24 protein-coding genes and 2 tRNA genes are annotated in these 26,441 nt (G+C 56.4%); 11 read left to right on the plus strand and 15 right to left on the minus strand.

Features of this window, described 5'->3' with window-relative positions; translation table 11 throughout:
- The 3 genes from mtlD to ACOTX2_RS23010 form a co-directional block, all read left to right on the plus strand.
- A partial coding sequence (gene mtlD / locus ACOTX2_RS23000) for a mannitol-1-phosphate 5-dehydrogenase (protein ID WP_421625994.1) occupies positions 1–1,128 on the plus strand: 1,128 nt, incomplete at its 5' end.
- Entirely contained in the window at positions 1,125–1,715 is a 591-nt protein-coding gene (mtlR, locus tag ACOTX2_RS23005; RefSeq protein ID WP_063148425.1) for a mannitol operon repressor MtlR, read from the plus strand. The genes mtlD and mtlR, both read left to right, overlap by 4 nt.
- Before the next feature lie 58 nt (positions 1,716–1,773).
- Positions 1,774–2,136, plus strand: coding sequence for a YibL family ribosome-associated protein (locus ACOTX2_RS23010; RefSeq protein WP_022649764.1), 363 nt, complete (start codon positions 1,774–1,776; stop codon positions 2,134–2,136).
- Between the two features lie 33 nt (positions 2,137–2,169).
- Here the strand turns inward: ACOTX2_RS23010 and ACOTX2_RS23015 are convergent, their stop codons facing one another.
- The 4 genes from ACOTX2_RS23015 to ACOTX2_RS23030 are packed head-to-tail and all read right to left on the minus strand — an operon-like array spanning position 2,170 to position 7,045.
- A complete protein-coding gene (locus ACOTX2_RS23015) occupies positions 2,170–3,264 on the minus strand; it encodes a fimbrial protein (protein WP_063148424.1) in 1,095 nt (364 codons plus the stop codon).
- Between the two features lie 9 nt (positions 3,265–3,273).
- Positions 3,274–5,754, minus strand: coding sequence for a fimbria/pilus outer membrane usher protein (locus ACOTX2_RS23020; RefSeq protein WP_063148423.1), 2,481 nt, complete (start codon positions 5,752–5,754; stop codon positions 3,274–3,276).
- Positions 5,755–5,758: 4 nt separating this feature from the next.
- Positions 5,759–6,433, minus strand: coding sequence for a fimbrial biogenesis chaperone (locus ACOTX2_RS23025; protein WP_022649767.1), 675 nt, complete (start codon positions 6,431–6,433; stop codon positions 5,759–5,761).
- Between the two features lie 30 nt (positions 6,434–6,463).
- Positions 6,464–7,045 carry a fimbrial protein gene (locus ACOTX2_RS23030; RefSeq protein WP_032621994.1) on the minus strand — a complete coding sequence of 194 codons (582 nt, stop codon included), beginning with the start codon at positions 7,043–7,045 and terminating at the stop codon, positions 6,464–6,466.
- Between the two features lie 1,098 nt (positions 7,046–8,143).
- Here ACOTX2_RS23030 and lldP point away from each other — a divergent pair.
- The 5 genes from lldP (at position 8,144) to trmL (ending at position 13,796) form a co-directional block, all read left to right on the plus strand.
- Positions 8,144–9,799 (plus strand): L-lactate permease, encoded by a 1,656-nt coding sequence (gene lldP, locus ACOTX2_RS23035; protein ID WP_022649769.1) that lies wholly within the window; start codon positions 8,144–8,146, stop codon positions 9,797–9,799.
- Entirely contained in the window at positions 9,796–10,569 is a 774-nt protein-coding gene (gene lldR / locus ACOTX2_RS23040; RefSeq protein WP_023298877.1) for a transcriptional regulator LldR, read from the plus strand. The genes lldP and lldR overlap by 4 nt, the downstream gene beginning before the upstream one ends.
- Positions 10,566–11,753: an FMN-dependent L-lactate dehydrogenase LldD gene (lldD, locus tag ACOTX2_RS23045; RefSeq protein ID WP_421625995.1), complete on the plus strand. Its 1,188-nt coding sequence runs from the start codon at positions 10,566–10,568 to the stop codon at positions 11,751–11,753. The genes lldR and lldD overlap by 4 nt, the downstream gene beginning before the upstream one ends.
- Before the next feature lie 179 nt (positions 11,754–11,932).
- Positions 11,933–13,276, plus strand: coding sequence for an MFS transporter (locus ACOTX2_RS23050; protein ID WP_100148850.1), 1,344 nt, complete (start codon positions 11,933–11,935; stop codon positions 13,274–13,276).
- Between the two features lie 46 nt (positions 13,277–13,322).
- Positions 13,323–13,796, plus strand: a complete 474-nt coding sequence (trmL, locus tag ACOTX2_RS23055; protein WP_022649772.1) for a tRNA (uridine(34)/cytosine(34)/5-carboxymethylaminomethyluridine(34)-2'-O)-methyltransferase TrmL — start codon at positions 13,323–13,325, stop codon at positions 13,794–13,796.
- Between the two features lie 36 nt (positions 13,797–13,832).
- Here trmL and ilvC read toward each other — a convergent pair whose 3' ends face one another.
- A complete protein-coding gene (gene ilvC, locus ACOTX2_RS23060) occupies positions 13,833–15,308 on the minus strand; it encodes a ketol-acid reductoisomerase (protein WP_022649773.1) in 1,476 nt (491 codons plus the stop codon).
- 152 nt (positions 15,309–15,460) lie between these two features.
- On the opposite strand from ilvC, the gene ilvY reads away from it, so the two are divergent.
- Positions 15,461–16,351 carry an HTH-type transcriptional activator IlvY gene (gene ilvY / locus ACOTX2_RS23065; RefSeq protein ID WP_017693777.1) on the plus strand — a complete coding sequence of 297 codons (891 nt, stop codon included), beginning with the start codon at positions 15,461–15,463 and terminating at the stop codon, positions 16,349–16,351.
- A 45-nt stretch (positions 16,352–16,396) separates the two neighbouring features.
- On the opposite strand, the gene ilvA is transcribed toward ilvY, so the two are convergent.
- From ilvA to ilvL, 7 genes are all read right to left on the minus strand, one after another.
- Positions 16,397–17,941, minus strand: coding sequence for a threonine ammonia-lyase, biosynthetic (ilvA, locus tag ACOTX2_RS23070; RefSeq protein WP_100148853.1), 1,545 nt, complete (start codon positions 17,939–17,941; stop codon positions 16,397–16,399).
- Positions 17,942–17,943: 2 nt separating this feature from the next.
- A complete protein-coding gene (gene ilvD / locus ACOTX2_RS23075; protein WP_022649775.1) occupies positions 17,944–19,794 on the minus strand; it encodes a dihydroxy-acid dehydratase in 1,851 nt (616 codons plus the stop codon).
- Between the two features lie 60 nt (positions 19,795–19,854).
- Positions 19,855–20,784: a branched-chain-amino-acid transaminase gene (gene ilvE / locus ACOTX2_RS23080; RefSeq protein ID WP_003860182.1), complete on the minus strand. Its 930-nt coding sequence runs from the start codon at positions 20,782–20,784 to the stop codon at positions 19,855–19,857.
- Positions 20,785–20,802: 18 nt separating this feature from the next.
- Positions 20,803–21,066, minus strand: a complete 264-nt coding sequence (ilvM, locus tag ACOTX2_RS23085; protein ID WP_003860184.1) for an acetolactate synthase 2 small subunit — start codon at positions 21,064–21,066, stop codon at positions 20,803–20,805.
- Positions 21,063–22,709, minus strand: a complete 1,647-nt coding sequence (gene ilvG, locus ACOTX2_RS23090; RefSeq protein WP_063843938.1) for an acetolactate synthase 2 catalytic subunit — start codon at positions 22,707–22,709, stop codon at positions 21,063–21,065. The genes ilvM and ilvG overlap by 4 nt, the downstream gene beginning before the upstream one ends.
- 2 nt (positions 22,710–22,711) lie before the next feature.
- A complete protein-coding gene (gene ilvX / locus ACOTX2_RS23095) occupies positions 22,712–22,762 on the minus strand; it encodes a peptide IlvX (RefSeq protein WP_166792073.1) in 51 nt (16 codons plus the stop codon).
- Between the two features lie 86 nt (positions 22,763–22,848).
- On the minus strand, positions 22,849–22,947 hold the full coding sequence (gene ilvL / locus ACOTX2_RS23100) for an ilv operon leader peptide (RefSeq protein WP_001311244.1): 99 nt from the start codon (positions 22,945–22,947) through the stop codon (positions 22,849–22,851).
- Positions 22,948–23,287: 340 nt separating this feature from the next.
- On the opposite strand from ilvL, the gene ACOTX2_RS23105 reads away from it, so the two are divergent.
- Entirely contained in the window at positions 23,288–24,808 is a 1,521-nt protein-coding gene (locus ACOTX2_RS23105) for a YifB family Mg chelatase-like AAA ATPase (protein WP_100148852.1), read from the plus strand.
- A gap of 26 nt (positions 24,809–24,834) precedes the next feature.
- Here ACOTX2_RS23105 and ACOTX2_RS23110 read toward each other — a convergent pair whose 3' ends face one another.
- Positions 24,835–25,173 carry a DUF413 domain-containing protein gene (locus tag ACOTX2_RS23110; protein ID WP_006808641.1) on the minus strand — a complete coding sequence of 113 codons (339 nt, stop codon included), beginning with the start codon at positions 25,171–25,173 and terminating at the stop codon, positions 24,835–24,837.
- 118 nt (positions 25,174–25,291) lie between these two features.
- On the opposite strand from ACOTX2_RS23110, the gene hdfR reads away from it, so the two are divergent.
- Positions 25,292–26,113 (plus strand): HTH-type transcriptional regulator HdfR, encoded by an 822-nt coding sequence (gene hdfR, locus ACOTX2_RS23115; RefSeq protein ID WP_022649779.1) that lies wholly within the window; start codon positions 25,292–25,294, stop codon positions 26,111–26,113.
- A 100-nt stretch (positions 26,114–26,213) separates the two neighbouring features.
- On the opposite strand, the gene ACOTX2_RS23120 is transcribed toward hdfR, so the two are convergent.
- Positions 26,214–26,289, minus strand: a tRNA-Trp gene (locus ACOTX2_RS23120).
- A 53-nt stretch (positions 26,290–26,342) separates the two neighbouring features.
- A tRNA-Asp gene (locus tag ACOTX2_RS23125) sits at positions 26,343–26,419 on the minus strand.
- Between the last annotated feature and the right edge of the window lie 22 nt (positions 26,420–26,441).

A 26,441-nucleotide genomic window follows, 5' to 3' on the forward strand; every position in this document is an offset into this window, starting at 1 on the left:
GCAGGTAATATCGGTCGTGGCTTTATCGGTAAACTGCTGGCAGACGCGGGCATTACCCTGACATTCGCCGATGTGAATCAGGTGGTTCTGGATGCCCTGAATGCCCGTCATAGCTATCAGGTTCACGTGGTGGGTGAAAACGAACAGGTTGAAACGGTCTCTGGCGTCAACGCGGTAAGCAGCATTGGCGACGACGTGATTGACCTCATCGCAAGCGTTGATCTGGTCACCACAGCCGTGGGTCCGGTGGTGCTTGAGCGTATCGCCCCGGCGGTCGCGAAAGGCCTGGCGAAGCGTAAAGCACAAGGCGTTGAAACGCCGCTAAACATCATCGCCTGTGAAAACATGGTGCGCGGCACCACGCAGCTGAAAGGCCACGTTCTGGCCGCTGTGGCTGAGGAAGATAAAGCCTGGGTTGAAGCGCACGTTGGTTTTGTGGATTCCGCCGTTGACCGCATCGTTCCGCCATCAGAATCCGCCACCAACGACCCGCTGGAAGTGACGGTGGAAACCTTCAGCGAGTGGATCGTTGATAAAACTCAGTTTAAAGGCGCGCTGCCGACCATTCCGGGAATGGAATTAACCGATAATCTGATGGCATTTGTCGAACGTAAACTCTTCACGCTGAACACCGGGCATGCTATAACCGCGTACCTCGGGAAATTGGCCGGTCATCAGACGATTCGTGACGCGATCCTCGATGAGAACATCCGTGCGGTGGTCAAAGGGGCAATGGAAGAGAGCGGCGCGGTGCTGATCAAACGCTACGGTTTTGATGCTGATAAACACGCAGCATACATCCAGAAAATCCTCGGTCGTTTTGAAAACCCGTATCTGAAAGATGACGTTGAGCGCGTGGGTCGTCAGCCGCTGCGTAAACTGAGCGCGGGCGACCGCCTGATTAAACCGCTGCTGGGCACGCTGGAATACGGTCTGCCGCACGCTAACCTGGTGAAGGGAATCGCTGCCGCAATGCACTACCGCAGCGAGCAGGACCCGCAGGCGATTGAGCTGGCTCAGCTGATTGATGACAAAGGCGCACAGGCTGCGCTGGCGCAGATTTCCGGTCTGGATGCCAACAGTGACGTGGTTGCGGAGGCGGTCAGCGCATACAACGCAACCAAATGATGCAGAGTCCGGCGCAGGTTAGCCTGCGCCCGAATAACAGATTGTCAGATATGCAGGCAATAATGGAACAAACCCAGGCCTTTGAAAATCGTGTGCTTGAGCGTCTGAATGCTGGCAAAACCGTACGAAGTTTCCTGATCGCCGCCGTCGAGCTGTTAACCGAGGCGGTGAACATTCTGGTGCTTCAGGTGTTTCGCAAAGACGACTACGCGGTAAAGTATGCTGTAGAACCGTTACTGGACGGAGACGGACCGCTGGGCGATTTATCGGTACGGCTGAAGCTGATCTACGGTCTTGGCGTGCTCAACCGTCAGGAGTATGAAGACGCCGAGCTGTTAATGGCGCTGCGCGAAGAGCTCAATCATGACGGCAATGAGTACACCTTCACCGATGATGAGATACTCGGGCCCTTCGGCGAACTGCACTGCGTAGCCGCGCTCCCTCCCGCACCTCAGTTTGATAACAGCGACCCTGAGCTGTACATGATGCAAAAGCTGCGTTATCAACAAGTTGTCCGCTCCACCATGGTGCTTTCCCTGACTGAGCTGATTTCTAAAATCAGCTTAAAAAAAGCGTTTCAGAAGTAAGCCCGCACACATTGGTGTATCCTTCCCTGTAAATTCCCCGTTTTCAGAGTTATTTGTCATGAAAGAAGTCGAAAAGAACGAAATTAAACGCCTGAGCGACCGTCTGGATCTGATCCGCCATCAGATGGCTGGCCTCTCCCTTGTTGATTCCGCCGAGAAATATGCCGAGCTGGAAAAAGAGTCCGTGAAGCTGGAGGCGGAAATTGAGCGCCTGCGCGATGTGAAAGGCCAGAAGCTGAGTAAAGAGGCGCAGAAGCTGATGAACATGCCGCATCGCCGCGCGATCACCAAAAAAGAGCAGGCCGACATGGGCAAGCTGAAGAAAAGCGTCCGTGGCCTGGTGGTGGTGCACCCGATGACTGAGCTTGGCCGCGAAATGGGCCTGAAAGAGATGACGGGTTTTAGTAAGACCGCGTTCTGATCCCGCTTCCCCTGCCGGAGCGGCAGGGGAAACTCAGTTGTAAATCAGGTTAAACGTGGCCATCGCATCTGCTTTTCCCGCCGTTACGTTCTCTTCCGTCTGAATGTAATGCGCATCAAACCAGAAGGTCTGCGTCTGGTTATCCCCCACCTGGCCAAGCGCTGACACCTGAGGGGTGTTCCACGATACCACCTGCCCCTGAACCGAACCGGTATTGTCACCGTAAAGCAGTTCGATCCCGACACCGCTGGCGCTATCCTCCTGCTTCGTCAACGCCAGCGCCCGATCGTTGCCCGGCGTGGTATCGCCAAAGAAACCCATCTTAACCGCCGTGTTATTTTCACAGGTCACCGGAATGCTGAAGCGTCCGCCTCCGGCGCGGGAGCCGATGCCGTGAAATTCACGCTGGCTCACGCTCCCCATGGGAACAAGAATGCTGCGAGAGCCCACTGAACAGCTGGTACGCCTGACGGTGAAGCTGGCGAGATGGATCTGTACCGGTGTCGCCACGTTGGTGGCGCTGGCTTGATTTTCTCCCGCCTGCAATATCAGCGAGCCGACATTATGCTCCTGGGAATTGGCGTTATCGTCAGGCATGGCGCTGGTCGTCGGGATTTTGTAGAACACCACCCAGAACTGCATTTTGTACGTTGAGGCGCTGGCAAAGGCGGGGTTTTGCGATGCGTCGCAAATGCGCCGGGACTCATTGCCATTCACCTGACTTGTGCCGTCAATATAGCGTATCGCATCGGCGCCGCAGTACTGCTGCTCGCGAAACCCGAGCGCGTAGCCGATGCCGTCAATCTGGGTTTTGTAGACGTGCCGCGACGCACCGTCTTCACCCACCACGGTGCCGACGGGGTTATCCACGTCGACAAAGCCGATACTACGCCAGGCATCATTCCCGCCATCACAGCTGTAGAAATCTGCCCCGGTAGACTGTATCGGCGCAGATATCGGCGTCCAGTCAGCCGTGCCGGGCGCATACCCAATGGCATAAGGCACCTGGACAACCCACTGATCGCGCGTGGTGCGGCAAGGTGAAGTCTGAGCATGGGCATGAAAACTCAGCATGCCAAAAAGCGAAAGAAGGCTCAGATAGAAAAACCAGTGAATAAAACGACGCATGATATTCCTCTAATGGCACTCAACGGACAGCGTGGCGATACCGGGAGCCATATGAGCTTTCCCCAGTCTGAAAGGTGTCTGGCATTGCTGCTGCTCCCCGTTTTCATACCAGGTGACGCGCAGGGTGCCGCGCTCTGGTACTCCACTCAGGTAGGCCTGACCGCCGTCAGCGACCATGCTTCGGTTTGCAGAATGGCGGTTCTGCTCCACCACTTCAGCCTGCGCGCCAAACGGCAACGGTTCGCCGTGGTAGCGCAGGGAAAACAGAACGCGATAACCAATGTGGGTTGTGTAATTGGCCAGCACCACCGCGCCGCTGGTGGGAATGAGCGTCAGACCGCTTTGCTCAATGTCGACGTTCTCACCCAGCGTCGCCGTATCAAGGCTGACGGTATTTTTGCGATACGCCGAGAGCGTTGGCATGACCGCATAGCCGCGGCTGTCGGTATGGATCCCGTTGTAGCCCTCCGGCTCAACGTTCGCCGCGCCGGGCACGCGCAGCAGGGCGACGGTATCGCCCAGCGGCTGGCTAAGCGTGACGCCATACTGCGTGGCGACAACGCCTCCGGCGAGTCCAAGACTCGCGTTGCTACCGTTTCGGCTGTGGTCATAACCGAGGCTGACGTTGCCGTAGCCACCGTTGTATTGCAGCGCCAGGCTGGTGCTGTCGGCCTCTCCCTCACTGGTCTTACTCTGCTGAACGCTGTAATTCAGGTTGCGGTTCGCCAGCGCGCTGCCGTTGAGTGACACCTGCTGCGTGGTCATCCCACGATTGTTGTGGTTGGCGTAGTAACTGACCGAACTGCCCGGCAGCCAGTTGCCAAGCGGAACATTGACGTTAAACGACACGGTGCGATCGGGATGCTGCTCAAGCGCTGAGTCGGTGTAGTCATACCCCGCGCCCCAGGAAATACCCCGCCAGCTGGTGTACCAGCCAATGTGGATGGTTTTATCCTGCCCGGACGTATGCCAGTAATCCTGCATCCATGCCGAGACGCTGAGGCTGCCGAACTGACCCAGCGTCTGTGAAAAAGTGACCTGCGAGCGGCTACGGCGATTATTGAGTTGCAGCTGTTGGCTGTCAGACTGATTCAGTTCACTAAATTCGTAGTAATTGCGCGAGGCATAGCGATAGCTCGCCAGGTTGAAGGCGGTGCCGGTAGCGCTGAAATCTTTCTGGTACTGAATGCGCCACGCCTGCCCCATCGCGCTTTTGCCGTCGGGTAAACGGCTTTTTGCCAGCGTATCGTCAATACCCAGCGAGCCAAATGCGCCAAACCCTCTGCCTACGCCAATTGCACCGGCCTGATAGTTGCTCGCCGTACGAAAGCCGCCATACACCGTCATCCTGGAGAGCAGACCGTAGAAGAAAGCGCCTTCAACAAATTCGGGCGAACGCGCATCACCGGAGCCGGAGTGAAATCGTCCTGCATTGAGACTGTATTTCAGGCTGCCCTGGCGTCGCATAAACGGCACCGCAGAATAGGGCTGGGTAAAGACGCGCGTTGAGCCGTCACTTTCCGTGACCGTAACCTGTAGATCGCCACTTTGTGCGCCCGGGAACAGATCGTTAATGATAAATGGCCCGGCGGCCACCCAGGTTTCATAGATCACATAGCCATTTTGCGAAACGGAGACTTTAGCGAAGCTGTGTGCGACGCCGCGGATGGTTGGTGCGAAGCCGCGCTGGCTGTCGGGCAACATGCTTTCGCTTGATGAGAGCTGTACCCCGCGAAACGCCACGCTATCGAAGACGTCGCCTGTGGTCCAGGCATCACCGATCCGTAGCTGGCTGTTAAGACGGCGAATATCCCGGGTCAGCCAGCTACTTTGCGACTGAAAATGTTCGCCGCCCGCGTCGCTGTGGCTCCAGGCCGAGGTGTTACGCAGCCGCCACGCCCCCAGATTGATGCCGTTACGCAGGCTCAGATAGCTGGATGTTGTGACCCCGCTCTGATGACGGGCCTGACCGCCCGACAGACTGTAATCAGTAAATGCCGCCGGGATACCATCGTCCCACTGCGACTGCGGCACGTAGCCACGGCTGCGGTGTTTCATTGCCGCCTGCGGCAGGCTGAGAAAGAGACGCTGCTGGTTGAAATCATAAGAAGTTCGCGCTGCCGGAATAAAATCCTCGAGGTGCGTGAACGTTTCTCCCTCCTGCAACCGGGAGAATGCAGGAATGGCCCCTACATTTACGCCAAGCGCTTCCAGCAGCGATACGCTAAAAACGGGTTGCAGGCTGCCTTTCTCATTGACGAAGGTGATCTCCTGATGCCGCTCCTCGCGTCCGTTAATCTCCAGCGTCACGAGCCAGGTGCCTGGCATCTGCCCGCCCTTTTCAGAGAAATAGTGCAGATCCGCCGTTTTCTGTTCAGTAGAGGAAAGCTCCAGCGCGGCGGGATCAAAGTAATCCTCGGCCATCCCCGTGCGGCTGAAGCTAAGCAGCAACACCGAAAGCGGCGCGTAACGAAATAGGCGAAAAGGCATGGTCTTAAAGAGGCTGGGTGTGGGTGGCGGTGATGGCACCAAAATCATTAATAGCCGACCAGCTTACGCCCCCGGAGGCGGACACAGGCCATTCCCGGGTTTCCCCTGGACCGATCATGCCCGGCTGCTCAATTTTATGCCCGCCAACGGTCAGACGATAAAAAGAGACGTAGTATGGCGTCGGGTTAGCGGCCTTAAGCCCTTTTCCCGTTCGCGAAAACGTTATTTTCTGCCAGGCCGTGGCGGCGTCCCCTTTCAGGTTATCCGGGCGGTAGAAGATTTTAAATTTCGATTTGACGTTTACCTGTAATTCGTTGCTGCTCTCTTTTGGCTTTGGCGCTATCGCTTTAATATCGAGCCAGAATACAGATTCACGATCTGTGGGCAGCGGAGCGCCGGTATATTGAATACGCAGCGTGTTGGTCTGCTCCGGATCAAGTCTGAACAGAGGTGGTGTGACAATAAATGGCGCAGCGTTATTTTTATCCGGCCCATCGCCTTCAACCCACGACTGAATAAGATAGGGAACCGCACTTTCCATATTAGAAACAGAAAATGCCACCTCCTTGCTGTTTTGCGGGTATACGATCCGTGTTCCCCCCATTACAACGCCAGCGGAAACTGACGCAGAACTAACCATTAATGCAGTGAGCATAATATACGATAAACGTTTCATCATTATTATCTCTGGAGGTGGCTGACAGTGAAATCAGTTATAAACCATCAGGAAGTTGGATACGGCGTTAACATCGCCGGCGTTGATTTCCGTGCCATCTTTGTCAAGTGCGGCATAGAAAGTTAATTCAGCATTGCCTTGATCATCCGGTGCGGTTGTTTCAGATACCGTACCCGGTTTAATCGCGGTGCTGCGATCGCTGTTATAAAGCTTCACGCCGACACCCGTCGCCATACCTTCACCTGGCGTAACCTGAAGCAGTGTGTCATTCACCGTATCTTTGGTTCCGTCAAACAGTACCGCAACCGATTCAACCGTCTCCGGGCAGTTTTCCACGTTGATTTTGAACTCGCGCGGCGTCGTTTCGTTGTGATCGTCAAAGTAGCTTTTTGCCCACGCCCCAAGGTCTACCGTTTTGTTTTTAGAGGCCGGAGTAATATCACAGGAAATAAGGGTAATCTTCCCGGTAAAATTGATCACCCCGCCCGTACTTTGCGAACCCGCACCGGTATCCAGAGAAGCATTAACGCCAGAATCACTGCTTGCCAGTACTGATTGAGAAGATAACAGCAGCCCCGCCGCGGCAATCGCCAGCGCCACATTTTTGATTTTCATTTGGAACACTTTCCCCTCTGTAAATTAAACAGATATAGACTTGTTGTACCAGGTACAATAACCGCTATAAGGATTTAAAAACGCCACCGAAAGGTTTTTAGCAGAATGGGTGACGCGACCTTATAGAATAAAGCAGGGTCCATCCCATGGTGATAATCCGTATATTTTCAGAAGGCCATACACAGATATCCTTCAACTGAGGAATGACTTCTGGCCGAAAATAACACTGAATACGTTGTGGTTAGTAATAAATTTAAATCTTCTGTTACGTTGCTTCTGAATAAATAGTAAATCAAATGCCTTTTAACGTCTACGCATTGAAAAGCAATATGCCGCGTCTGTAAACACTCAGAAATTAACACTCAGCTAACAAATTTAACCCCTTTCGATTGCCCTAATAATTATTAATCTGCTTTTAATACCGCAACTAAATTACTAGAGAGTTAACTGATCATTGTTTGATCAATTTATTTCAGAATATTATTAGCCAAAAAATGTCTGTTCAGCGCAAAATTCTTACCCTTTATCCTGAAAAACCGCAATTGAACAGGATATTTCCTTATCGATCATCAATTGATCGTTTGTAATACACTGTTAAAATCTATATGTGAAATTTACCTTAATTAAAATTTTTTGCTACAGCTTAGATTTCGCATTTTTAACCAAAAAAAAATTTTATTTATAGGTAATATATCACTCTGCTCACACATATACAGCTTCTCAAAAACACAAATAAAACAAACAAACCTCATTCAATTCACGCAATATTATCACCTCTCCTTTTTATATAACCTCTTTTACGCGCCGTATCTGCTTAAAAGGCGAATGTAAGGCTCTCCACCTGACCACCGCTCCCAATGCACACGGTGATTTGATTTTGCGGGTTTGGTCCTACCAATCACGCACAAAGCTATCCATCGTTCACAATTTCGATGCTCCACTTCACAAAACAATTGCTTAATAGCAACACTTGGTTAACCATTTGTTGTCATTAACCCTACATCACAATATTGGAAGGACCACTTTTACACTAAGTGTGACGCAGAGATGAGCAGAGACTCACCCGACGAACACCTGTGTGGTCCTCAGGAGACCTGCATGAGCCTCTGGCAACAAAACTACGATCCGGCCGGAAATATCTGGCTGTCGAGCCTGATCGCATCGCTACCGATCCTGTTTTTCTTCTTTGCGCTGATTAAGCTCAAGCTGAAGGGCTACCTCGCCGCGACGTATACCGTTGCCATCGCCCTGATGGTGGCGTTGTTCTTCTACAAAATGCCGGTCGATCGCGCGCTGGCCTCCGTCGTCTATGGCTTCTTCTACGGACTGTGGCCGATTGCGTGGATCATCATCGCCGCCGTCTTTGTCTACAAAATCTCGGTCAAAACCGGGCAGTTCGACATTATTCGCTCTTCGATTCTCTCTATTACACCGGACCAGCGTTTGCAGATGCTGATCGTCGGCTTCTCCTTCGGAGCATTTCTGGAAGGGGCGGCAGGATTCGGCGCACCGGTGGCGATCACCGCCGCCCTGCTGGTCGGTCTGGGCTTTAACCCGCTGTATGCCGCTGGCCTGTGCCTGATTGTGAATACCGCGCCGGTGGCGTTTGGCGCGATGGGCATTCCTATTCTGGTGGCGGGCCAGGTGACCGGGCTGGACAGCTTCGAGATCGGCCAGATGGTGGGCCGCCAGCTGCCGTTCCTGACCATTATCGTGCTGTTCTGGATCATGGCGATTATGGACGGCTGGCGCGGCGTGAAGGAGACCTGGCCTGCGGTGATGGTAGCGGGCGGTTCGTTCGCCATTGCCCAGTATCTCAGCTCCAACTTCCTCGGCCCGGAACTGCCGGACATCATCTCTTCCCTGGTGTCGCTGGTCTGTCTGACGCTGTTCCTGAAACGCTGGCAGCCGGTACGTATCTTCCGCTTTGCTGACATGGGCGCATCGCACGTGGACCAGACGCTGGCGCGCACCGGCTATACCGCCGGACAGATTGTGCGCGCGTGGTCACCGTTCCTGTTCCTGACCGCCACCGTGACGCTGTGGAGCATTCCGCCGTTTAAGGCGCTGTTCGCCCCGGGCGGCGCGCTGTACGACATGGTGATTAATATCTCCGTGCCGTTCCTCGACAAGATGGTCGCCCGTATGCCGCCGGTGGTACACGACGCCACGCCGTATGCGGCAGTGTTTAAGTTTGACTGGTTCTCAGCCACCGGCACGGCCATCCTGTTTGCCGCTATCCTTTCCGTAGTGTGGCTGCGCATGAAGCCTGCCGCCGCGGTGCAGACCTTTGCGGCGACGATTAAAGAGCTGATGCTGCCGATTTACTCCATCGGCATGGTGCTGGCGTTCGCGTTTATTTCGAACTACTCCGGCCTGTCGTCGACGCTGGCGTTAGCGCTGGCGCATACCGGCCACGCGTTTACCTTCTTCTCGCCGTTCCTCGGCTGGCTGGGGGTGTTCCTGACCGGTTCAGATACGTCATCTAACGCCCTGTTTGCCGCCCTACAGGCCACAGCCGCGCAGCAGATTGGCGTCTCGGACGTGCTGCTGGTCGCCGCGAACACCACCGGCGGCGTGACCGGGAAGATGATCTCACCGCAGTCCATCGCCATTGCCTGTGCCGCGGTGGGGCTGGTAGGCAAAGAGTCGGATCTGTTCCGCTTTACCGTTAAACACAGCCTGATATTTACCTGCATGGTGGGCGTGATCACCACATTGCAGGCCTATGTCTTAACCTGGATGATTCCATGATAGTGATGCCCAGACGCCTGTCCGACGAGATTGCCACTCGCGTACGGGCGCTGATAGAAGAACAACAGCTGGAAGCGGGCATGAGATTGCCCGCCGAGCGTCAGCTTGCCGCCCAGCTTGGCGTGTCGCGCAATTCACTGCGCGAGGCGCTGGCGACGCTGGTCAGCGAAGGGGTGCTGCTGAGCCGTCGAGGCGGCGGCACCTTCGTGCGCTGGCAGCATGACGACTGGTCCGAACAAAACATCGTGCAGCCGCTTAAGACGCTGATGGAAAACGACCCGGACTACAGCTTTGACATCCTCGAAGCGCGTCACGCTATCGAAACCAGCACCGCGTGGCATGCGGCGATGCGGGCAACCGAGGCCGACAAAGAGAAGCTCAAAGCCTGCTTTGAGGCCACGCAAAGCAGCGATCCGGACATCGCCTCCCAGGCGGACGTGCGTTTTCACCTCGCGATTGCCGAGGCCTCGCACAACGTGGTTCTGCTGCAAACCATGCGCGGGTTCTTCGACCTGCTGCAATCCTCCGTGAAGCAGAGCCGCCAGCGCATGTATCTGGTGCCGCCGGTATTTGCCCAACTGACCGAACAGCACGAGGCGGTGCTCAACGCCATTCTGGCCGGTGATGCCGAGGCCGCGCGCAAGGCGATGATGGCGCATCTCGGCTTCGTGCATACCACCATTAAACGATTCGATGAAGATCAGGCCCGACAGGCGCGTATTACCCGTCTGCCTGGCGAGAGTGATATTTCCAGGGAGAACAAAGCATGATTATTTCCGCAGCCAGTGACTATCGCGCCGCGGCACAGCGCATTTTGCCGCCATTCCTGTTCCACTACATTGACGGCGGGGCGTACGCCGAATATACCCTGCGCCGCAACGTGGAGGACCTGTCGGAAGTGGCCCTGCGCCAGCGCGTGCTGAAGAATATGTCTGACCTGAGCCTTGAGACGAAGCTGTTTAACGAGACGCTCTCCATGCCGGTGGCGCTTGCGCCCGTCGGCTTATGCGGCATGTATGCCCGTCGCGGTGAAGTGCAGGCCGCCGCCGCAGCAGATGCCAAAGGCATTCCGTTTACCCTTTCCACCGTGTCCGTCTGCCCGATTGAAGAGGTCGCGCCGACCATCAAGCGCCCGATGTGGTTCCAGCTGTACGTCCTGCGCGATCGCGGCTTTATGCGTAACGCGCTGGAGCGCGCCAAAGCGGCAGGCTGCTCAACGCTGGTCTTTACCGTCGATATGCCCACGCCCGGCGCCCGCTACCGTGATGCGCACTCCGGCATGAGCGGTCCGAACGCCGCGATGCGCCGCTACTGGCAGGCGGTGACGCACCCGCAGTGGGCGTGGGAGGTCGGCGTGAATGGCCGTCCGCACGATCTGGGCAATATTTCGGCCTACCTGGGTAAACCGACCGGGCTGGAAGATTACATCGGCTGGCTGGCGAACAACTTCGATCCATCCATCTCCTGGAAAGACCTGGAGTGGATCCGCGAATTCTGGGACGGCCCGATGGTGATCAAAGGGATCCTCGATCCGGAAGATGCCCGCGACGCGGTGCGTTTTGGTGCCGAGGGGATCGTGGTCTCTAACCATGGTGGCCGCCAGCTTGACGGGGTGCTCTCCTCCGCCCGCGCCCTGCCAGCCATTGCCGATGCGGTGAAAGGCGATATTGCGATTCTGGCCGACAGCGGCATCCGTAACGGGCTGGACGTGGTACGCATGATTGCCCTGGGCGCAGACAGTGTGCTGCTGGGCCGTGCTTACCTGTACGCGCTGGCCACCAGCGGCCAGGCGGGCGTGGCGAATCTGCTGAACCTGATCGAGAAAGAGATGAAGGTGGCGATGACCCTTACCGGTGCGAAAACAATCGGTGAAATCAGCAAAGACTCTCTGGTGCAGGAGCTCAGTAAGCTGCCTGCGGCGCTGGCCCCCCTTTCTCAAGGAAACGCGGCCTGATATCCCCCGGTTAGCCTCCCCTTCTTCCGCGCCCGGCTTTACCCTCGGGCGCTTTTTTTGTTGAAAATAACACCTGCGTAACATTCTGGATAAGAAAATTTGACACAACCCGCCCTCCGCAATTGTATAGACAAGCAAATACAAGAACACAAAAACAACATCACATCGGAGGGGAACGTATGACGTATTCAGGTCGGGTGGATATTCAGCAGGTGATCGATGAGAGTCCTTTTTCAGGGTTTCACTGGCTTCTTATTGTGCTGGGCTTTCTGGTGCTGGCGATCGATGGTTTCGATACCGCAGCGATGGGTTACATTGCGCCTACGCTGTCGGCGGAGTGGGGAATACATAAACAGGATCTGGGGCCGGTGTTGAGTGCGGCGCTACTGGGGCTGTCGCTGGGAGCTCTTATTGCAGGTCCGGTATCGGACCGTATGGGACGCAAGCGCGTACTGGTCTTTTCATGCCTGTTCTTCGGCCTGGCGAGCCTGGGCACGGCCTGGGCGCAAAGTCTGAATACCCTGACGCTGTGGCGATTTCTGACCGGTCTCGGGCTGGGCGCCGCGATGCCTAACGCCATCACGCTGATCTCAGAGTTTGCCCCCCAGCGCTGCCGCGCCATGGCAATTAACACGATGTACTGCGGCTTTCCGCTGGGTGCGGCGGGCGGCGGGGCGATCTCGTCCTGGCTTATCCCTCACCATGGCTGGCGAAGCGTACTGCTGACCGGCGCGATTGCGCCGCTGATTTTAACGGTGCTGCTGGCGCTGCTGTTGCCGGAGTCGGTGAAGTTTCTGGTGCAGCGAGGGAAAGACGTCGCGCAGGTTCGCCGCATCGCCAGCCGGTTCGCCCGCAGCACGCTGGATAGCGTCACAGGCTTTTTCCTGGCGGAGGAGAAGGTCGCGTCGAAAAAAGGCAGCGTGTCGCAGCTGTTTTCCATGCCCTGGCTGCCCGGCACCCTGATGCTGTGGGTCACCTACTTTATGGGACTGGTGATTTATTACGTCCTGCTGAGCTGGATGCCAACGCTGATGCAGGGGAGGATGGGGTATGCGCTGGCGGAATCCGCCTGGCTCACCTCGCTGTTCACCTTCGGCGGCACCGCTGGCATTCTGCTCGCGGGCTGGATGATGGACCGCTGGGAAGCGCACAAGGTGGTCGCGTGTGGTTTCGTGCTGACGATGGGCCTGATTCTTTTACTCGGCATTGAGCATAATCATATCGCCCTGTTTGGCGGGTTAATCTTCCTGATGGGGATCGCAATGAACGGCGCGCAGTCGGGGATGCAGACCCTGGCCGCCACCTTTTACCCTACCGAGTGCCGCGCGACGGGTATCGCCTGGATGCAGGGGATCGGCCGCTTCGGCGGCGTGGCGGGCACCATGACCAGCGCCCAGCTTCTCTCCATGCAGTGGCAGGCGGACAGTATTTTGATGATCCTCAGCGTGCCTGCTCTCGTGGCCGCGGCGGCAACCGTCTACAAAATGCTGTATAGCCGCTCGCAGGAGCCGGGCGTCGCCTAGTCCCTCTCTTTTCTGCTATTCTGCCCCCCGCAATTAAGGGGGCAGCATGCTTAACATCGTCTTATTCGAACCAGAAATCCCACCCAATACCGGCAATATCATCCGCCTGTGCGCCAACACCGGTTTTCGTCTGCACATCATTGAGCCGATGGGCTTTACGTGGGACGACAAACGTCTGCGCCGCGCGGGGCTGGACTACCATGAGTTTACTGCCGTCGTTCGTCATCACGATTACGCCGCGTTTCTGGACGCAGAGAAGCCGCAGCGCATGTTCGCCCTGACCACCAAAGGCACGCCAGCGCACAGTGCCGTAAGCTATCAGGACGGGGATTATCTGATGTTTGGTCCGGAAACCCGCGGCCTGCCGGCCACCATTCTGGATGCCTTGCCCGCTGAGCAAAAAATTCGTATTCCGATGATGCCGGACAGCCGCAGCATGAACCTGTCGAATGCGGTGTCGGTGGTGGTGTATGAGGCGTGGCGCCAGCTGGGTTATCCCGGCGCGATACTGCGTAGCTAAAACAGTTCGGGTGGCTTGCGCCACCCGATTGTCTTTTTAGTCTGCTACTGCGATACGTTTCATATCGGTCATGTAGCCACGCAGTTTCTGGCCCACTTTCTCGATTTCGTGGCTGCGAATCGCTTCGTTTACGTCACGCAGCTGCGCGTTATCAACCGCACCTTCCGCAATCGCTTTACCCAGATCGCCTGCTTGCAGGGTAGTCATGAACTCTTTCAGCAGCGGTACGCAGGCGTAAGAGAACAGATAGTTACCGTACTCGGCGGTATCGGAGATCACCACGTTCATCTCATACAGACGCTTACGGGCGATGGTGTTTGCGATCAGCGGCAGCTCGTGCAGCGATTCATAGTACGCAGATTCTTCAATTATGCCGGAATCCACCATGGTTTCGAACGCCAGCTCAACGCCCGCTTTCACCATCGCGATCATCAGTACGCCTTTATCGAAGTACTCCTGCTCGCTGATTTTACCCTCGAACTGTGGTGCCGTTTCGAACGCGGTTTTACCGGTCTCTTCGCGCCAGGTCAGCAGTTTCTTATCGTCATTCGCCCAGTCCGCCATCATGCCGGAAGAGAACTCGCCGGAGATGATGTCGTCCATGTGTTTCTGGAACAGCGGTGCCATGATGGTTTTCAGCTGTTCAGAGAGTGCGAACGCGCGCAGTTTTGCCGGGTTGGACAGTCGGTCCATCATCAGCGTTATGCCGCCCTGCTTCAGCGCTTCGGTGATGGTTTCCCAGCCGAACTGAATCAGTTTTTCCGCGTATGCCGGATCGGTGCCCTCTTCCACCAGCTTGTCGAAGCACAGCAGAGAACCCGCCTGGAGCATGCCGCACAGAATGGTCTGCTCGCCCATCAGGTCAGATTTCACTTCCGCAACGAAGGATGATTCCAGTACGCCCGCACGATGGCCGCCGGTGGCCGCTGCCCAGGCTTTGGCAATCGCCATGCCTTCGCCTTTCGGATCGTTTTCCGGGTGAACGGCGATCAGCGTCGGTACGCCGAAACCACGTTTGTACTCTTCGCGCACTTCGGTGCCCGGGCACTTCGGTGCCACCATCACTACGGTGATGTCTTTACGGATCTGCTCGCCCACTTCAACGATGTTGAAGCCGTGGGAGTAACCCAGCGCGGCGCCGTCTTTCATCAGCGGCTGTACGGAACGCACAACGTCTGAGTGCTGCTTGTCTGGCGTCAGGTTAACCACCAGGTCCGCCTGCGGGATCAACTCTTCGTAGGTACCTACTTTGAAGCCGTTTTCGGTCGCTTTACGCCAGGAAGCGCGCTTTTCAGCAATCGCTTCTTTGCGCAGGGCGTAGGAGATATCCAGCCCGGAGTCACGCATGTTCAGGCCCTGGTTCAGACCCTGTGCGCCACAGCCAACAATGACCACTTTTTTACCCTGAAGGTAGCTCGCGCCATCAGCAAATTCATCGCGCGCCATGAAGCGGCATTTGCCCAGCTGCGCCAGCTGCTGGCGCAAGTTCAGTGTATTAAAGTAGTTAGCCATGGGTGATACCTCGTGATGTTGTGCGTCTTATTGTTCGGTTCGCGTTTCAGCGAGAATGTACCCACATTACAACAGGAAATTTATTGCGGAAATTGATATATTCACAACGTCACATTGCAATTTATGCAATGTAAAAAGAGGGAGTGGAATCGGTGGATTTACGCGATCTGAAAATGTTCCTGCATCTGGCGGAAAGCCGTCACTTTGGCCGCAGCGCCCGGGCGATGCACGTCAGCCCTTCCACGCTGTCGCGCCAGATCCAGCGCCTTGAGGAAGACCTCGGCCAGCCGCTGTTCGTGCGCGATAACCGCACCGTCACCCTCACGGAAGCCGGTGAAGAGCTGCGCATCTTTGCCCAGCAAACCTTGTTGCAGTACCAGCAGCTGCGGCACACCATCGACCAGCAGGGGCCGTCGCTTTCCGGCGAGCTGCATATTTTCTGCTCCGTGACCGCCGCCTACAGCCATCTTCCCCCCATTCTCGACCGCTTCCGCGCGGAACATCCGTCGGTTGAAATTAAGCTCACCACCGGCGATGCCGCCGACGCGATGGAAAAAGTGGTCACGGGCGAAGCGGATCTCGCGATTGCCGGGAAGCCGGAAACCCTGCCGGGCGCGGTAGCGTTCTCAATGCTGGAGAATCTGGCGGTAGTACTGATTGCCCCGGCGCTGCCCTGCCCTGTGCGCAACCAGGTCTCGGTGGAGAAACCGGACTGGTCGACGGTGCCGTTTATCATGGCCGATCAGGGGCCGGTGCGCCGCCGCATTGAGCTGTGGTTCCGCCGCCAGAAAATCAGCAACCCGTCGATTTACGCCACGGTCGGCGGCCATGAGGCGATGGTGTCGATGGTGGCGCTCGGCTGCGGCGTGGCGCTGCTGCCAGAAGTGGTGCTGGAAAACAGCCCGGAGCCGGTGCGCAATCGCGTGATGATTTTAGAGCGCAGCGACGAGAAAACGCCGTTTGAGCTTGGCGTGTGCGCACAAAAAAAGCGGCTGCATGAGCCGCTTATTGATGCGTTCTGGACGATATTGCCGAACCACTAAAGCCGGGTGGCGCTGCGCTTACCCGGCCTACTTGCCGCTCAACCCTTAGCCTGCCAGGAAGAAGCGGAACGCCGGGTTGTGGGTTTCGTCATGGCACTCATAGCCCAGCTCGTTCAGGCGCGTTTCGAAATCCGGCTCGTGCTCGCCCAGCTCGAACGCCGCCAGAACGCGGCCGTAGTCGGTGCCGTGGCTGCGGTAGTGGAACAGAGAAATGTTCCAGTGGGTGCCCAGCGTGTGCAGGAACTTGAGCAACGCGCCCGGCGATTCCGGGAACTCGAAGCTGAACAGGCGTTCCTTGAGCGGCTTGGATGGACGGCCGCCGACCATGTAACGCACGTGCAGCTTCGCCATTTCGTCGTCGGAGAGATCGACCACGCTGTAGCCGCCGTCATGCAGCAGGCTGAGGATCTCTTTGCGCTCCTCCACGCCACGGCTCAGACGCACGCCGACAAATATGCACGCATCTTTGGCATCGGCAAAGCGGTAGTTGAACTCCGTTACCGAACGGCCGCCCAGCAGCTGGCAAAACTTCAGGAAGCTGCCCTTCTCTTCCGGAATGGTCACCGCCAGCAGGGCTTCACGCTGCTCGCCCAGCTCACAGCGTTCGGACACGTAGCGCAGGCCGTGGAAGTTCACATTGGCGCCGGAAAGCACGTGCGCCAGACGCTCGCCGCGAATGTTGTGCTGGGCGATGTATTTCTTCATCCCCGCCAGCGCCAGCGCGCCGGACGGCTCCGCCACCGCACGCACATCCTCGAAGAGATCTTTCATCGCCGCGCAGATAGCGTCGCTGTCGACGGTGACGATATCGTCGAGATACTCCTGGCACAGACGGAACGTTTCATCGCCAATGCGCTTCACCGCCACGCCCTCGGCGAACAGCCCGACGCGCGGCAGATCCACCGGATGTCCGGCGTCCAGCGCCGCCTTCAGGCAAGCGGAGTCTTCCGCTTCAACCGCAATCACTTTGATCTGCGGCATTAGCTGTTTGATCAGCACCGCCACACCAGCGGCTAAGCCACCGCCGCCCACCGGAACGAAAACGCGGTCGAGATGGGCATCCTGCTGCAACAGTTCCAGCGCCAGCGTACCCTGCCCGGCAATCACCATCGGGTGATCGAACGGCGGGACCCAGGTGAAACCCTGCTGCTGCGCCAGCTCAATCGCTTTGGCTTTCGCTTCGTCAAAATTCGCGCCGTGGAGCAGCACTTCCCCGCCAAAACCGCGCACCGCGTCGACTTTGATATCCGCCGTGGCAACCGGCATCACGATCAGCGCTTTCAGCCCTAAACGGGCCGCGGAGAACGCTACGCCCTGCGCGTGGTTGCCTGCCGACGCGGTAATGACGCCGCGCGCTTTCTGCTCATCCGTCAGCCCGGCCATCATCGCGTAGGCGCCGCGCAGCTTGAAGCTGTGCACCGGCTGCCTGTCTTCGCGCTTCACCAGAATGACGTTGTCGAGGCGCGAGGAGAGTTTGTCCATTTTTTGCAGGGGCGTGACCTGCACGGCTTCATAGACCGGCGCGCGCAGCACCGCTCTCAGGTATTCCGCCCCCTCGGGGGCGGCGGATAAGGGTTGTGACTCGGCCATCATTAGCCCCCAAGTTTAGATTTATCGCGCACCGCGCCTTTATCTGCACTGGTGGCAAGGCTTGCGTAGGCACGCAGGGCGAAGGAGACTTCACGCTGGCGGTCTTTCGGCGTCCAGGCTTTGTCGCCGCGGGCTTCCTGCGCTTCACGACGGGCCGCAATCTCCTGGTCACTCAGCTTCAGCTGAATGCCGCGGTTCGGAATGTCGATTTCGATCAGGTCGCCATCTTCGATGATCGCGATATTGCCGCCGCTTGCCGCTTCCGGGGAGACGTGGCCAATGGAGAGGCCTGACGTGCCGCCAGAGAAACGACCGTCGGTGATCAGCGCGCAGGCTTTGCCGAGGCCCATCGATTTCAGGAAGGTAGTCGGGTAGAGCATCTCCTGCATGCCCGGACCGCCTTTCGGCCCTTCGTAGCGAATGACCACCACGTCGCCTTCCACCACTTTGCCACCGAGGATAGCGTCTACCGCCTCGTCCTGACTTTCATACACTTTTGCCGGACCGGTGAATTTGAGAATGCTGTCGTCCACGCCTGCGGTTTTCACGATGCAGCCGTTTTCCGCAAAGTTACCGTACAGCACGGCCAGACCGCCGTCTTTACTGTAGGCATGTTCCAGCGAGCGGATGCAGCCTTCGGCGCGATCGTCATCCAGCGTGTCCCAGCGGCAATCCTGCGAGAACGCCTGCGTGGTGCGAATACCTGCCGGACCGGCGCGGAACATCTTTTTCACCGCGTCGTCTTTGGTCAGCATCACGTCGTACTGGTCCAGCGACTCCGGCAGCGTCAGGCCGAGCACATTTTTCACGTTGCGGTTCAGCAGCCCTGCGCGATCCAGCTCGCCGAGAATACCGATGACACCACCAGCACGATGCACGTCTTCCATGTGGTACTTCTGGGTACTCGGCGCGACTTTACACAGCTGCGGCACTTTGCGGGAGAGCTTGTCGATGTCGCTCATGGTGAAGTCGATTTCGGCTTCCTGCGCGGCGGCCAGCAGGTGCAGAACGGTGTTGGTGGAACCGCCCATGGCGATATCCAGCGTCATGGCGTTTTCGAACGCCGCTTTACTGGCGATGTTGCGCGGCAGCGCGCTAGCGTCGTCCTGCTCGTAGTAGCGTTTGGTCAGCTCAACGATGCGCTTGCCCGCGTTAAGGAACAGCTGCTTACGGTCGGCGTGGGTCGCCAGCAGCGAGCCGTTACCCGGCTGAGAAAGGCCCAGCGCTTCGGTCAGGCAGTTCATGGAGTTGGCGGTGAACATCCCGGAACAGGAGCCGCAGGTCGGACACGCGGAGCGTTCCACCTGGTCGCTCTGCTCGTCAGAGACTTTCGGGTCCGCGCCCTGGATCATCGCATCGACCAGGTCGAGCTTGATGATTTTGTCGGAAAGCTTGGTTTTACCCGCTTCCATCGGGCCGCCGGAAACGAAGATCACCGGAATGTTCAGGCGCAGGGAGGCCATCAGCATCCCCGGGGTGATTTTGTCGCAGTTGGAGATACAGACCATCGCATCGGCGCAGTGGGCGTTAACCATGTACTCCACCGAGTCGGCGATCAGCTCGCGCGACGGCAGTGAATAGAGCATCCCCCCGTGGCCCATTGCGATACCGTCATCCACCGCAATGGTGTTGAACTCTTTCGCCACGCCGCCGGAGGCTTCGATTTGCTCGGCAACCAGCTTACCGAGATCGCGCAGGTGCACGTGGCCCGGCACAAACTGGGTGAAGGAGTTCACCACGGCGATAATTGGCTTGCCGAAATCGGCGTCGGTCATTCCGGTGGCGCGCCACAGTGCGCGGGCACCCGCCATATTACGGCCGTGGGTGGTGGTGGCTGAACGATACTTAGGCATGCTTTATTTACTCCCGTCTGACTATTAAATGGGACGGTGCGTGCCGTCCCAAATTTATATTTAGTGATTAACCTGATCCAACCAGCCGTATTTGTCTTCTGTTTCGCCGGTGAACAGGCCGAAGAAGGCTTGCTGAATGCGTTTGGTGACCGGACCACAGCGGCCTTCGCCCACCTGAATGCCGTCGACGCTACGCACCGGTGTAATTTCAGCCGCGGTACCGGACATGAACACTTCGTCAGCCAGGTACAGGGATTCGCGGGACAGCACCTGCTCGCGTACTTCGATACCCAGATCTTTTGCCAGCTTGATGATGGCGTCGCGGGTGATGCCCGGCAGCGCGGACGAGGTGAACGGCGGGGTGAAAAGAATGCCGTCTTTCACTTCAAACAGGTTTTCGCCCGCACCTTCGGAGATGTAGCCATTTACATCGAGCGCGATACCTTCCTGGTAACCGTGACGGCGCGCTTCGCTGCCAACCAGCAGTGAGGAGAGGTAGTTACCGCCCGCTTTAGCCGCGGTCGGGATAGTGTTTGGTGCCACGCGGTTCCAGGAAGAAACCATTGCGTCGATCCCCTGATCCAGTGCTTCCGCGCCCAGGTAGGCGCCCCACGGGAACGCAGCAATGATCACATCGGTGTTATAGCCAGCGGGCGGATTGACACCCATGCCGACATCACCCACGAAGACCAGCGGACGAATATAGGCACTGGTCAGTTTGTTCTGGCGGATCACCTCGCGGCAGGCTTCCATCAGCTCATCAACGCTTTGGGAGACCGGGAAACGATAAATTTTGGCTGAGTCATGCAGACGCTGCATGTGTTCGCGATGGCGGAACACCACTGGTCCTTTGTGAGAATCGTAGCAACGGATGCCTTCAAACACGGAGGTGCCGTAGTGCAGCGCGTGGGACATCACGTGAACTTTCGCGTCTTCCCAGCGAACCATCTCACCATTGAACCAAATGTAATCAGCTTTTTTTGTCGTCATTTTTTCGTCCTGTCACGCTTAAGCGCGGATTTGTTGTGATGTGGTTGTGCTCTGGCAGATGGCAACATGGGCAACGTCTACCAGTTTTGATAACTGACTAAACAGTAAGTCGACCGGCCGCGGGCTGGCAACGGTTAATTCGATACTGATATTTTGTGCATCCGTGGCCGTTTCCATATTCATAGAGCAAATCTGAAAACCACGATGACGCACCACACGCAATACGCGTTCTAACGTTTCCGGGTTGAAGCGAGCCTGCACGGCAACCTGATGTTGCATCATGATAATTTCTCCAGCATTTGTGAGTTACTGGCACCGGGCGGTACCAACGGCCAGACGTTCTCAAGCTCGTCGATTGAGACATGAAGCAGGTATGGCCCTTCGCTTGACAGCATGGTGTCGAGTGCCGCTTCAACCTGGTCTTTACGGGTGATGTGCTGGCCAGGAATGCCGAAGGCGCTGGCCAGGGTGAGGAAATCGGGGTTATCGGTCAGGGTCGTTTCGCTGTAACGCTCCTGGAAGAACAGCTGCTGCCACTGGCGAACCATTCCCAAACGCTGGTTATCGAGCAAAACGATTTTCAGCGGTAACTGCTTACGCTTCACGGTGCCGAGCTCCTGGACGTTCATCATGAAGGAGCCGTCACCGGAGATACAGATAACGGTATCGTTCGGGCGGGCAACCTGTGCGCCCACGGCAGCGGGCAGGCCGAAGCCCATCGTGCCTAAGCCGCTCGAGGTGATGAAGTTCTCCGGGCGGGTGTAGGTCATGTGCTGGGCTGACCACATCTGATGCTGGCCGACATCCGTCGTCACCACGCTGTCTGCGGGTTTGCGGTCGGACAACTGTTTCAACAACAGCGGCGCATAGATGGCCTCGCCGGGGTGGTCGTAACGCCAGGCGTGTTCAGCGCGCATATCGGCGGTGTGCTGACGCCATGGGTTGATATCCAGCGGCTGCTCCAGCGCCGGTAACAGCGCGTTGAGATCGCCCTGCAGCGCGACGTGCGCCTGACGCAGTTTGTTCATCTCCGCCGGGTCGATGTCCATATGGATCACTTTGGCGTTCGGCGCAAAGGTGTTCAGCTTGCCGGTGACGCGGTCGTCAAAACGGGCGCCGACGGCGATGAGCAGGTCACACTCCTGCACCGCCAGGTTTGCCGCTTTGGTGCCGTGCATCCCTAACATGCCCAAATAGTATGGATAGTCCGCCTCGACCGCGCCCAATCCTTTCAGCGTGCAGGTGGCGGGCATTTGCGTTACTGCGATAAATTCGCGCAGGGCAGGAACGGCCTGCGCCATGCCCACGCCGCCGCCTACATACAGCATCGGCTGTTTCGCCTGCGCCAGCATCTGGCGAGCCTCTTCAACCTCCGCATGGGGAAACACGTCGTCGCTTTCAACGGTGGAGAAGTGCGGTTCCAGATCGCCGAGTACAACCTGAATATCTTTCGGGATATCTACCAGAACCGGACCAGGACGGCCAGAGCTGGCAACCTCGAACGCTTCGGCCATCACGCGCGGCAGCTCTTCGAGAGACTGAACGAGGAAGCTGTGTTTGGTGCAGGCAAGCGATAAACCGAGCACATCCACTTCCTGGAAGGCATCGGTGCCGATGAACGGAGAGGCCACCTGGCCGGTGATCGCCACCACGGGTACGGAATCGAGCAGCGCGTCAGCCAGGCCGGTGATCAGGTTCGTTGCGCCCGGACCGGAGGTGGCCATACAGACGCCGGTTTTACCGGTCGCACGGGCATAACCGATGGCGGCCATCGCTGCGCCCTGCTCGTGTCGGCACAAGAGGTGTTCCACGCCGCCGTCATACAGTGCATCGTAAATCGGCATAATTGCGCCACCCGGATAACCGAATACGGTTTCGACTCCCTGCGCGCGCAACGCATGTACTACCCATTGTGCCCCATTCATAGTTAGTTCCCCGTCATAAATCTGGAGAAACAGAATTTTGTGCTAGTCGTCATTCTCTGCTCCTCATTTAAGTTTTTTAGTCATAAAAAAACCCCCGGACCTTTCGGTGCGGGGGTCTTAGTTCGTTAAGGCTTGATTACTAAGCCTTTCCTCGTCCAAGTGCAGCCCCGCACGGTGGGATAATAATCACCACCACGCTAATCACGACCAGGCTAATCACTCGTAGAAGGGCTGTCATTTTCAGTTCTTTTTGCATCTTGTTCGAAGGAATACCTAAAGAGTTACCACAGATATTTCATCTGACACAAGATTTTTTTATGACTCATTTCTGTAGCAGGCGAACTATTTCTTTCAAAATCGTTGTTTTATATAGGGAAAAAATAGAAATGAAGATTTTTCATATTTTTGTCCTGTTTCATCAGGCAAGGCGCGCATGATTTCTTTTCTGCGAGGCCGATTCCACCGACATGTAATGATTACATTTAGGCGCTAAAAGGCTGGAACGAGCGCCGTAATTCAGTGAATTAGCGCTAAACAGGAAAAAATGATGCTGGCATAGTCACCGCCAAGGAGGGCTTATGTCACTGTCAGTTGTTTATACACGCGCGGCCATCGGCGTGAAGGCACCGCTTATTTCTGTAGAGGTTCATTTAAGTAATGGACTGCCCGGACTGACGCTGGTCGGCTTACCCGAAACGACCGTTAAGGAGGCCAGGGATCGCGTGCGCAGCGCAATTATTAATAGCGGTTATGCTTTTCCGGCGAAGAAGATCACCATCAACCTTGCGCCCGCCGATTTGCCAAAGGAGGGAGGGCGATATGATTTACCTATTGCTATAGCGCTTCTCGCGGCTTCTGAACAGCTCAATACGTCAGGGTTAAGCTCGTGCGAGTTCGTGGGTGAATTAGCGCTTACAGGCGCGTTAAGAGGCGTTCCCGGAGCAATCTCGGGTGCGCTTGAAGCCATACGCGCGGGAAGGCAAATCATTGTGGCCAATGAAAATGCCTCTGAAGTCAGCCTTATCGCCGAAAAGGGGTGTCTTGTCGCGGGACATTTGCAGGAGGTTTGCGCCTGGCTGGAAGGCCGACATGAGCTTGCCGAGCCGCAGGAGAATGAGGAGGTAGTGGCAGATTCACCCGATGACCTCAGCGATATTATGGGTCAGGAACAGGGTAAGCGGGCGTTAGAAATAACGGCCGCGGGTGGGCATAACCTGCTACTGATAGGTCCGCCAGGCACGGGGAAAACGATGCTGGCGAGCAGGTTGAGCGGCCTGCTGCCCCCCCTCAATAATCACGAAGCGCTGGAAAGCGCCGCGATATTTAGCCTGGTCAGTTCAATATCGCTGCATAAACAGTGGCGCCGCCGTCCTTTCCGCTCGCCACACCACAGTGCGTCTCTTACCGCGATGGTGGGCTGGGGCTCAATTCCCGGACCGGGTGAAATCTCACTGGCACACAACGGCATTCTGTTCCTGGATGAATTGCCAGAGTTTGAACGCCGCGTGCTGGATGCGTTGCGGGAGCCGATTGAATCCGGCGAAATCCATCTGTCTCGTACACGCGCCAAAATAAGCTACCCTGCGCAGTTTCAGCTGGTCGCCGCGATGAACCCTAGCCCAACGGGCCATTATCAGGGCAACCATAACCGCTGTACGCCGGAGCAGACGCTGCGCTATCTGAGTAAGCTGTCCGGCCCCTTCCTCGACCGTTTTGATTTATCTCTCGAGATCCCCCTGCCACCGCCCGGTCTGCTGAGGCAAACCGGTATCAAAGGCGAAAGCTCAGCAGCGGTGCGAGAACGGGTTATTGCGGCTCAGGCGCGGCAGTATGCCCGTCAGAACAGGCTGAATGCCCGGCTGGATAACAGCGGGATCCGACAGTTTTGCTCTCTCAACGCCGAAGATGCAGGCTGGCTGGAAGAGACACTGACGCGGTTTGGGCTATCCATTCGCGCGTGGCAGCGTTTGTTGAAAGTTGCGCGCACGGTCGCTGACGTGGAGGGCTGCCCCGGAATAGAGAGGCGACATTTGCAGGAGGCATTAAGCTACCGTGCGATCGATCGGCTGCTGTTGCATCTGCAAAAAATGCTGGCATAAAAAAGGGGCCGTAGCCCCTTCTCTTCTTAATCGTCAGACTCGGTGTAGTCTTCTGCACCTTCCATCTGCGGCTTGCCGCCAGACAGCGTATGGAAACGCTTAGGACGCTTAATGCGAGCCATATACTTGATCCATACACGTTCTGCATCAGACTGCGGCTCACGCTCACCACGACAAACAGAGACAAACTGTTTTTCATCTTCGGTTGCCGGTTCGCGCTTACCCAGATCCAGCTCGTTAAAGGCATAACCATGGCGCTCAAGAAGTTGAGCTTCTTTGATAGTGAAATCGCCGTGACGAGAGAACCCGCGCGGATAATGTTTATTATCGAAAAAACGATTAGTCGTCGTAAAGCTTTCCGCCATCCTACACGCTCCTAATTCTTTGGCCGAGCTATTTATGGCGCGGAGTATTAGTTACGCTTGACAGAGTGTAAAACAAAACATTTAAATCATAACGACAAATAATTTTGTGGAGAAAGATGTGGATACGGAATTGCTAAAAACTTTCCTCGAAGTGAGCAGAACGCGACACTTTGGGCGAGCAGCTGAAGCCCTCTACCTGACGCAGTCAGCAGTCAGTTTTCGTATTCGACAGCTGGAAAATCAACTGGGTGTGAACCTTTTTACCCGCCATCGCAACAATATTCGTTTAACCCCGGCCGGTGAAAAGCTATTGCCTTATGCAGAAACCCTGATGAATACCTGGCAGGCAGCGCGAAAGGAGGTTGCGCACACATCCCGGCATAATGAATTCTCGATCGGTGCCAGCGCTTCACTATGGGAATGCATGCTCAGCCAGTGGCTTATGCGGCTATATCGCACACACAATCATCTGCAATTTGAGGCGAGGATTGCGCAACGCCAGTCGCTGGTTAAGCAACTCCACGAGCGGCAGCTTGATCTGCTGATCACCACAGAAGCCCCCAAGATGGATGAATTTAGCAGCCAGATTGTTGGACAGTTTAGCCTGGCGCTCTATGCATCCGAGCCTGCAATGATGAAGGCCGACCTGAATTATTTACGCCTGGAATGGGGGCCTGATTTTCAGCAGCACGAGACGGGGTTAATTGCCAGCGATGATATCCCGCAACTCACGACAAGCTCTGCGGAGATCGCATGCCAGCATCTTCCCACACTGAAAGGCTGTACCTGGTTACCTGTTCGCTGGGCGGATAATAAACCCGCACTCCATGTTGTCACCGATTCAACAACGCTCTCCAGGCCGCTGTATGCTATTTGGTTGCAAAACAGCGATAAGCAGTCGCAGATAAAAGATCTGTTAAAAACCAGCATACTGGATTAACGCAAAAGCCTGCGGAAACGCAGGCTGCTTATTCTTCAGGAAGGTGTTGAGCCGTTTTGCAGGCAAAAAAAAATCCTTTGCCGAAGCAAAGGATTCTATATGGCAGGGGCGGAGAGACTCGAACTCGCGACACCCGGTTTTGGAGACCGGTGCTCTACCAACTGAGCTACGCCCCTAAATTTTTTTGCCATTAAGCCTGCCCTTTGGGCAGGCTTAATGTCTTAATAAGTGGCGGAACGGACGGGACTCGAACCCGCGACCCCCTGCGTGACAGGCAGGTATTCTAACCGACTGAACTACCGCTCCACCGAATACTTCTGTAACCACC

It is taken from the genome of Enterobacter cloacae complex sp. IR5412, assembly GCF_049237385.1.
In the GTDB taxonomy this organism is placed as follows: Bacteria; Pseudomonadota; Gammaproteobacteria; order Enterobacterales; family Enterobacteriaceae; genus Enterobacter; species Enterobacter intestinihominis.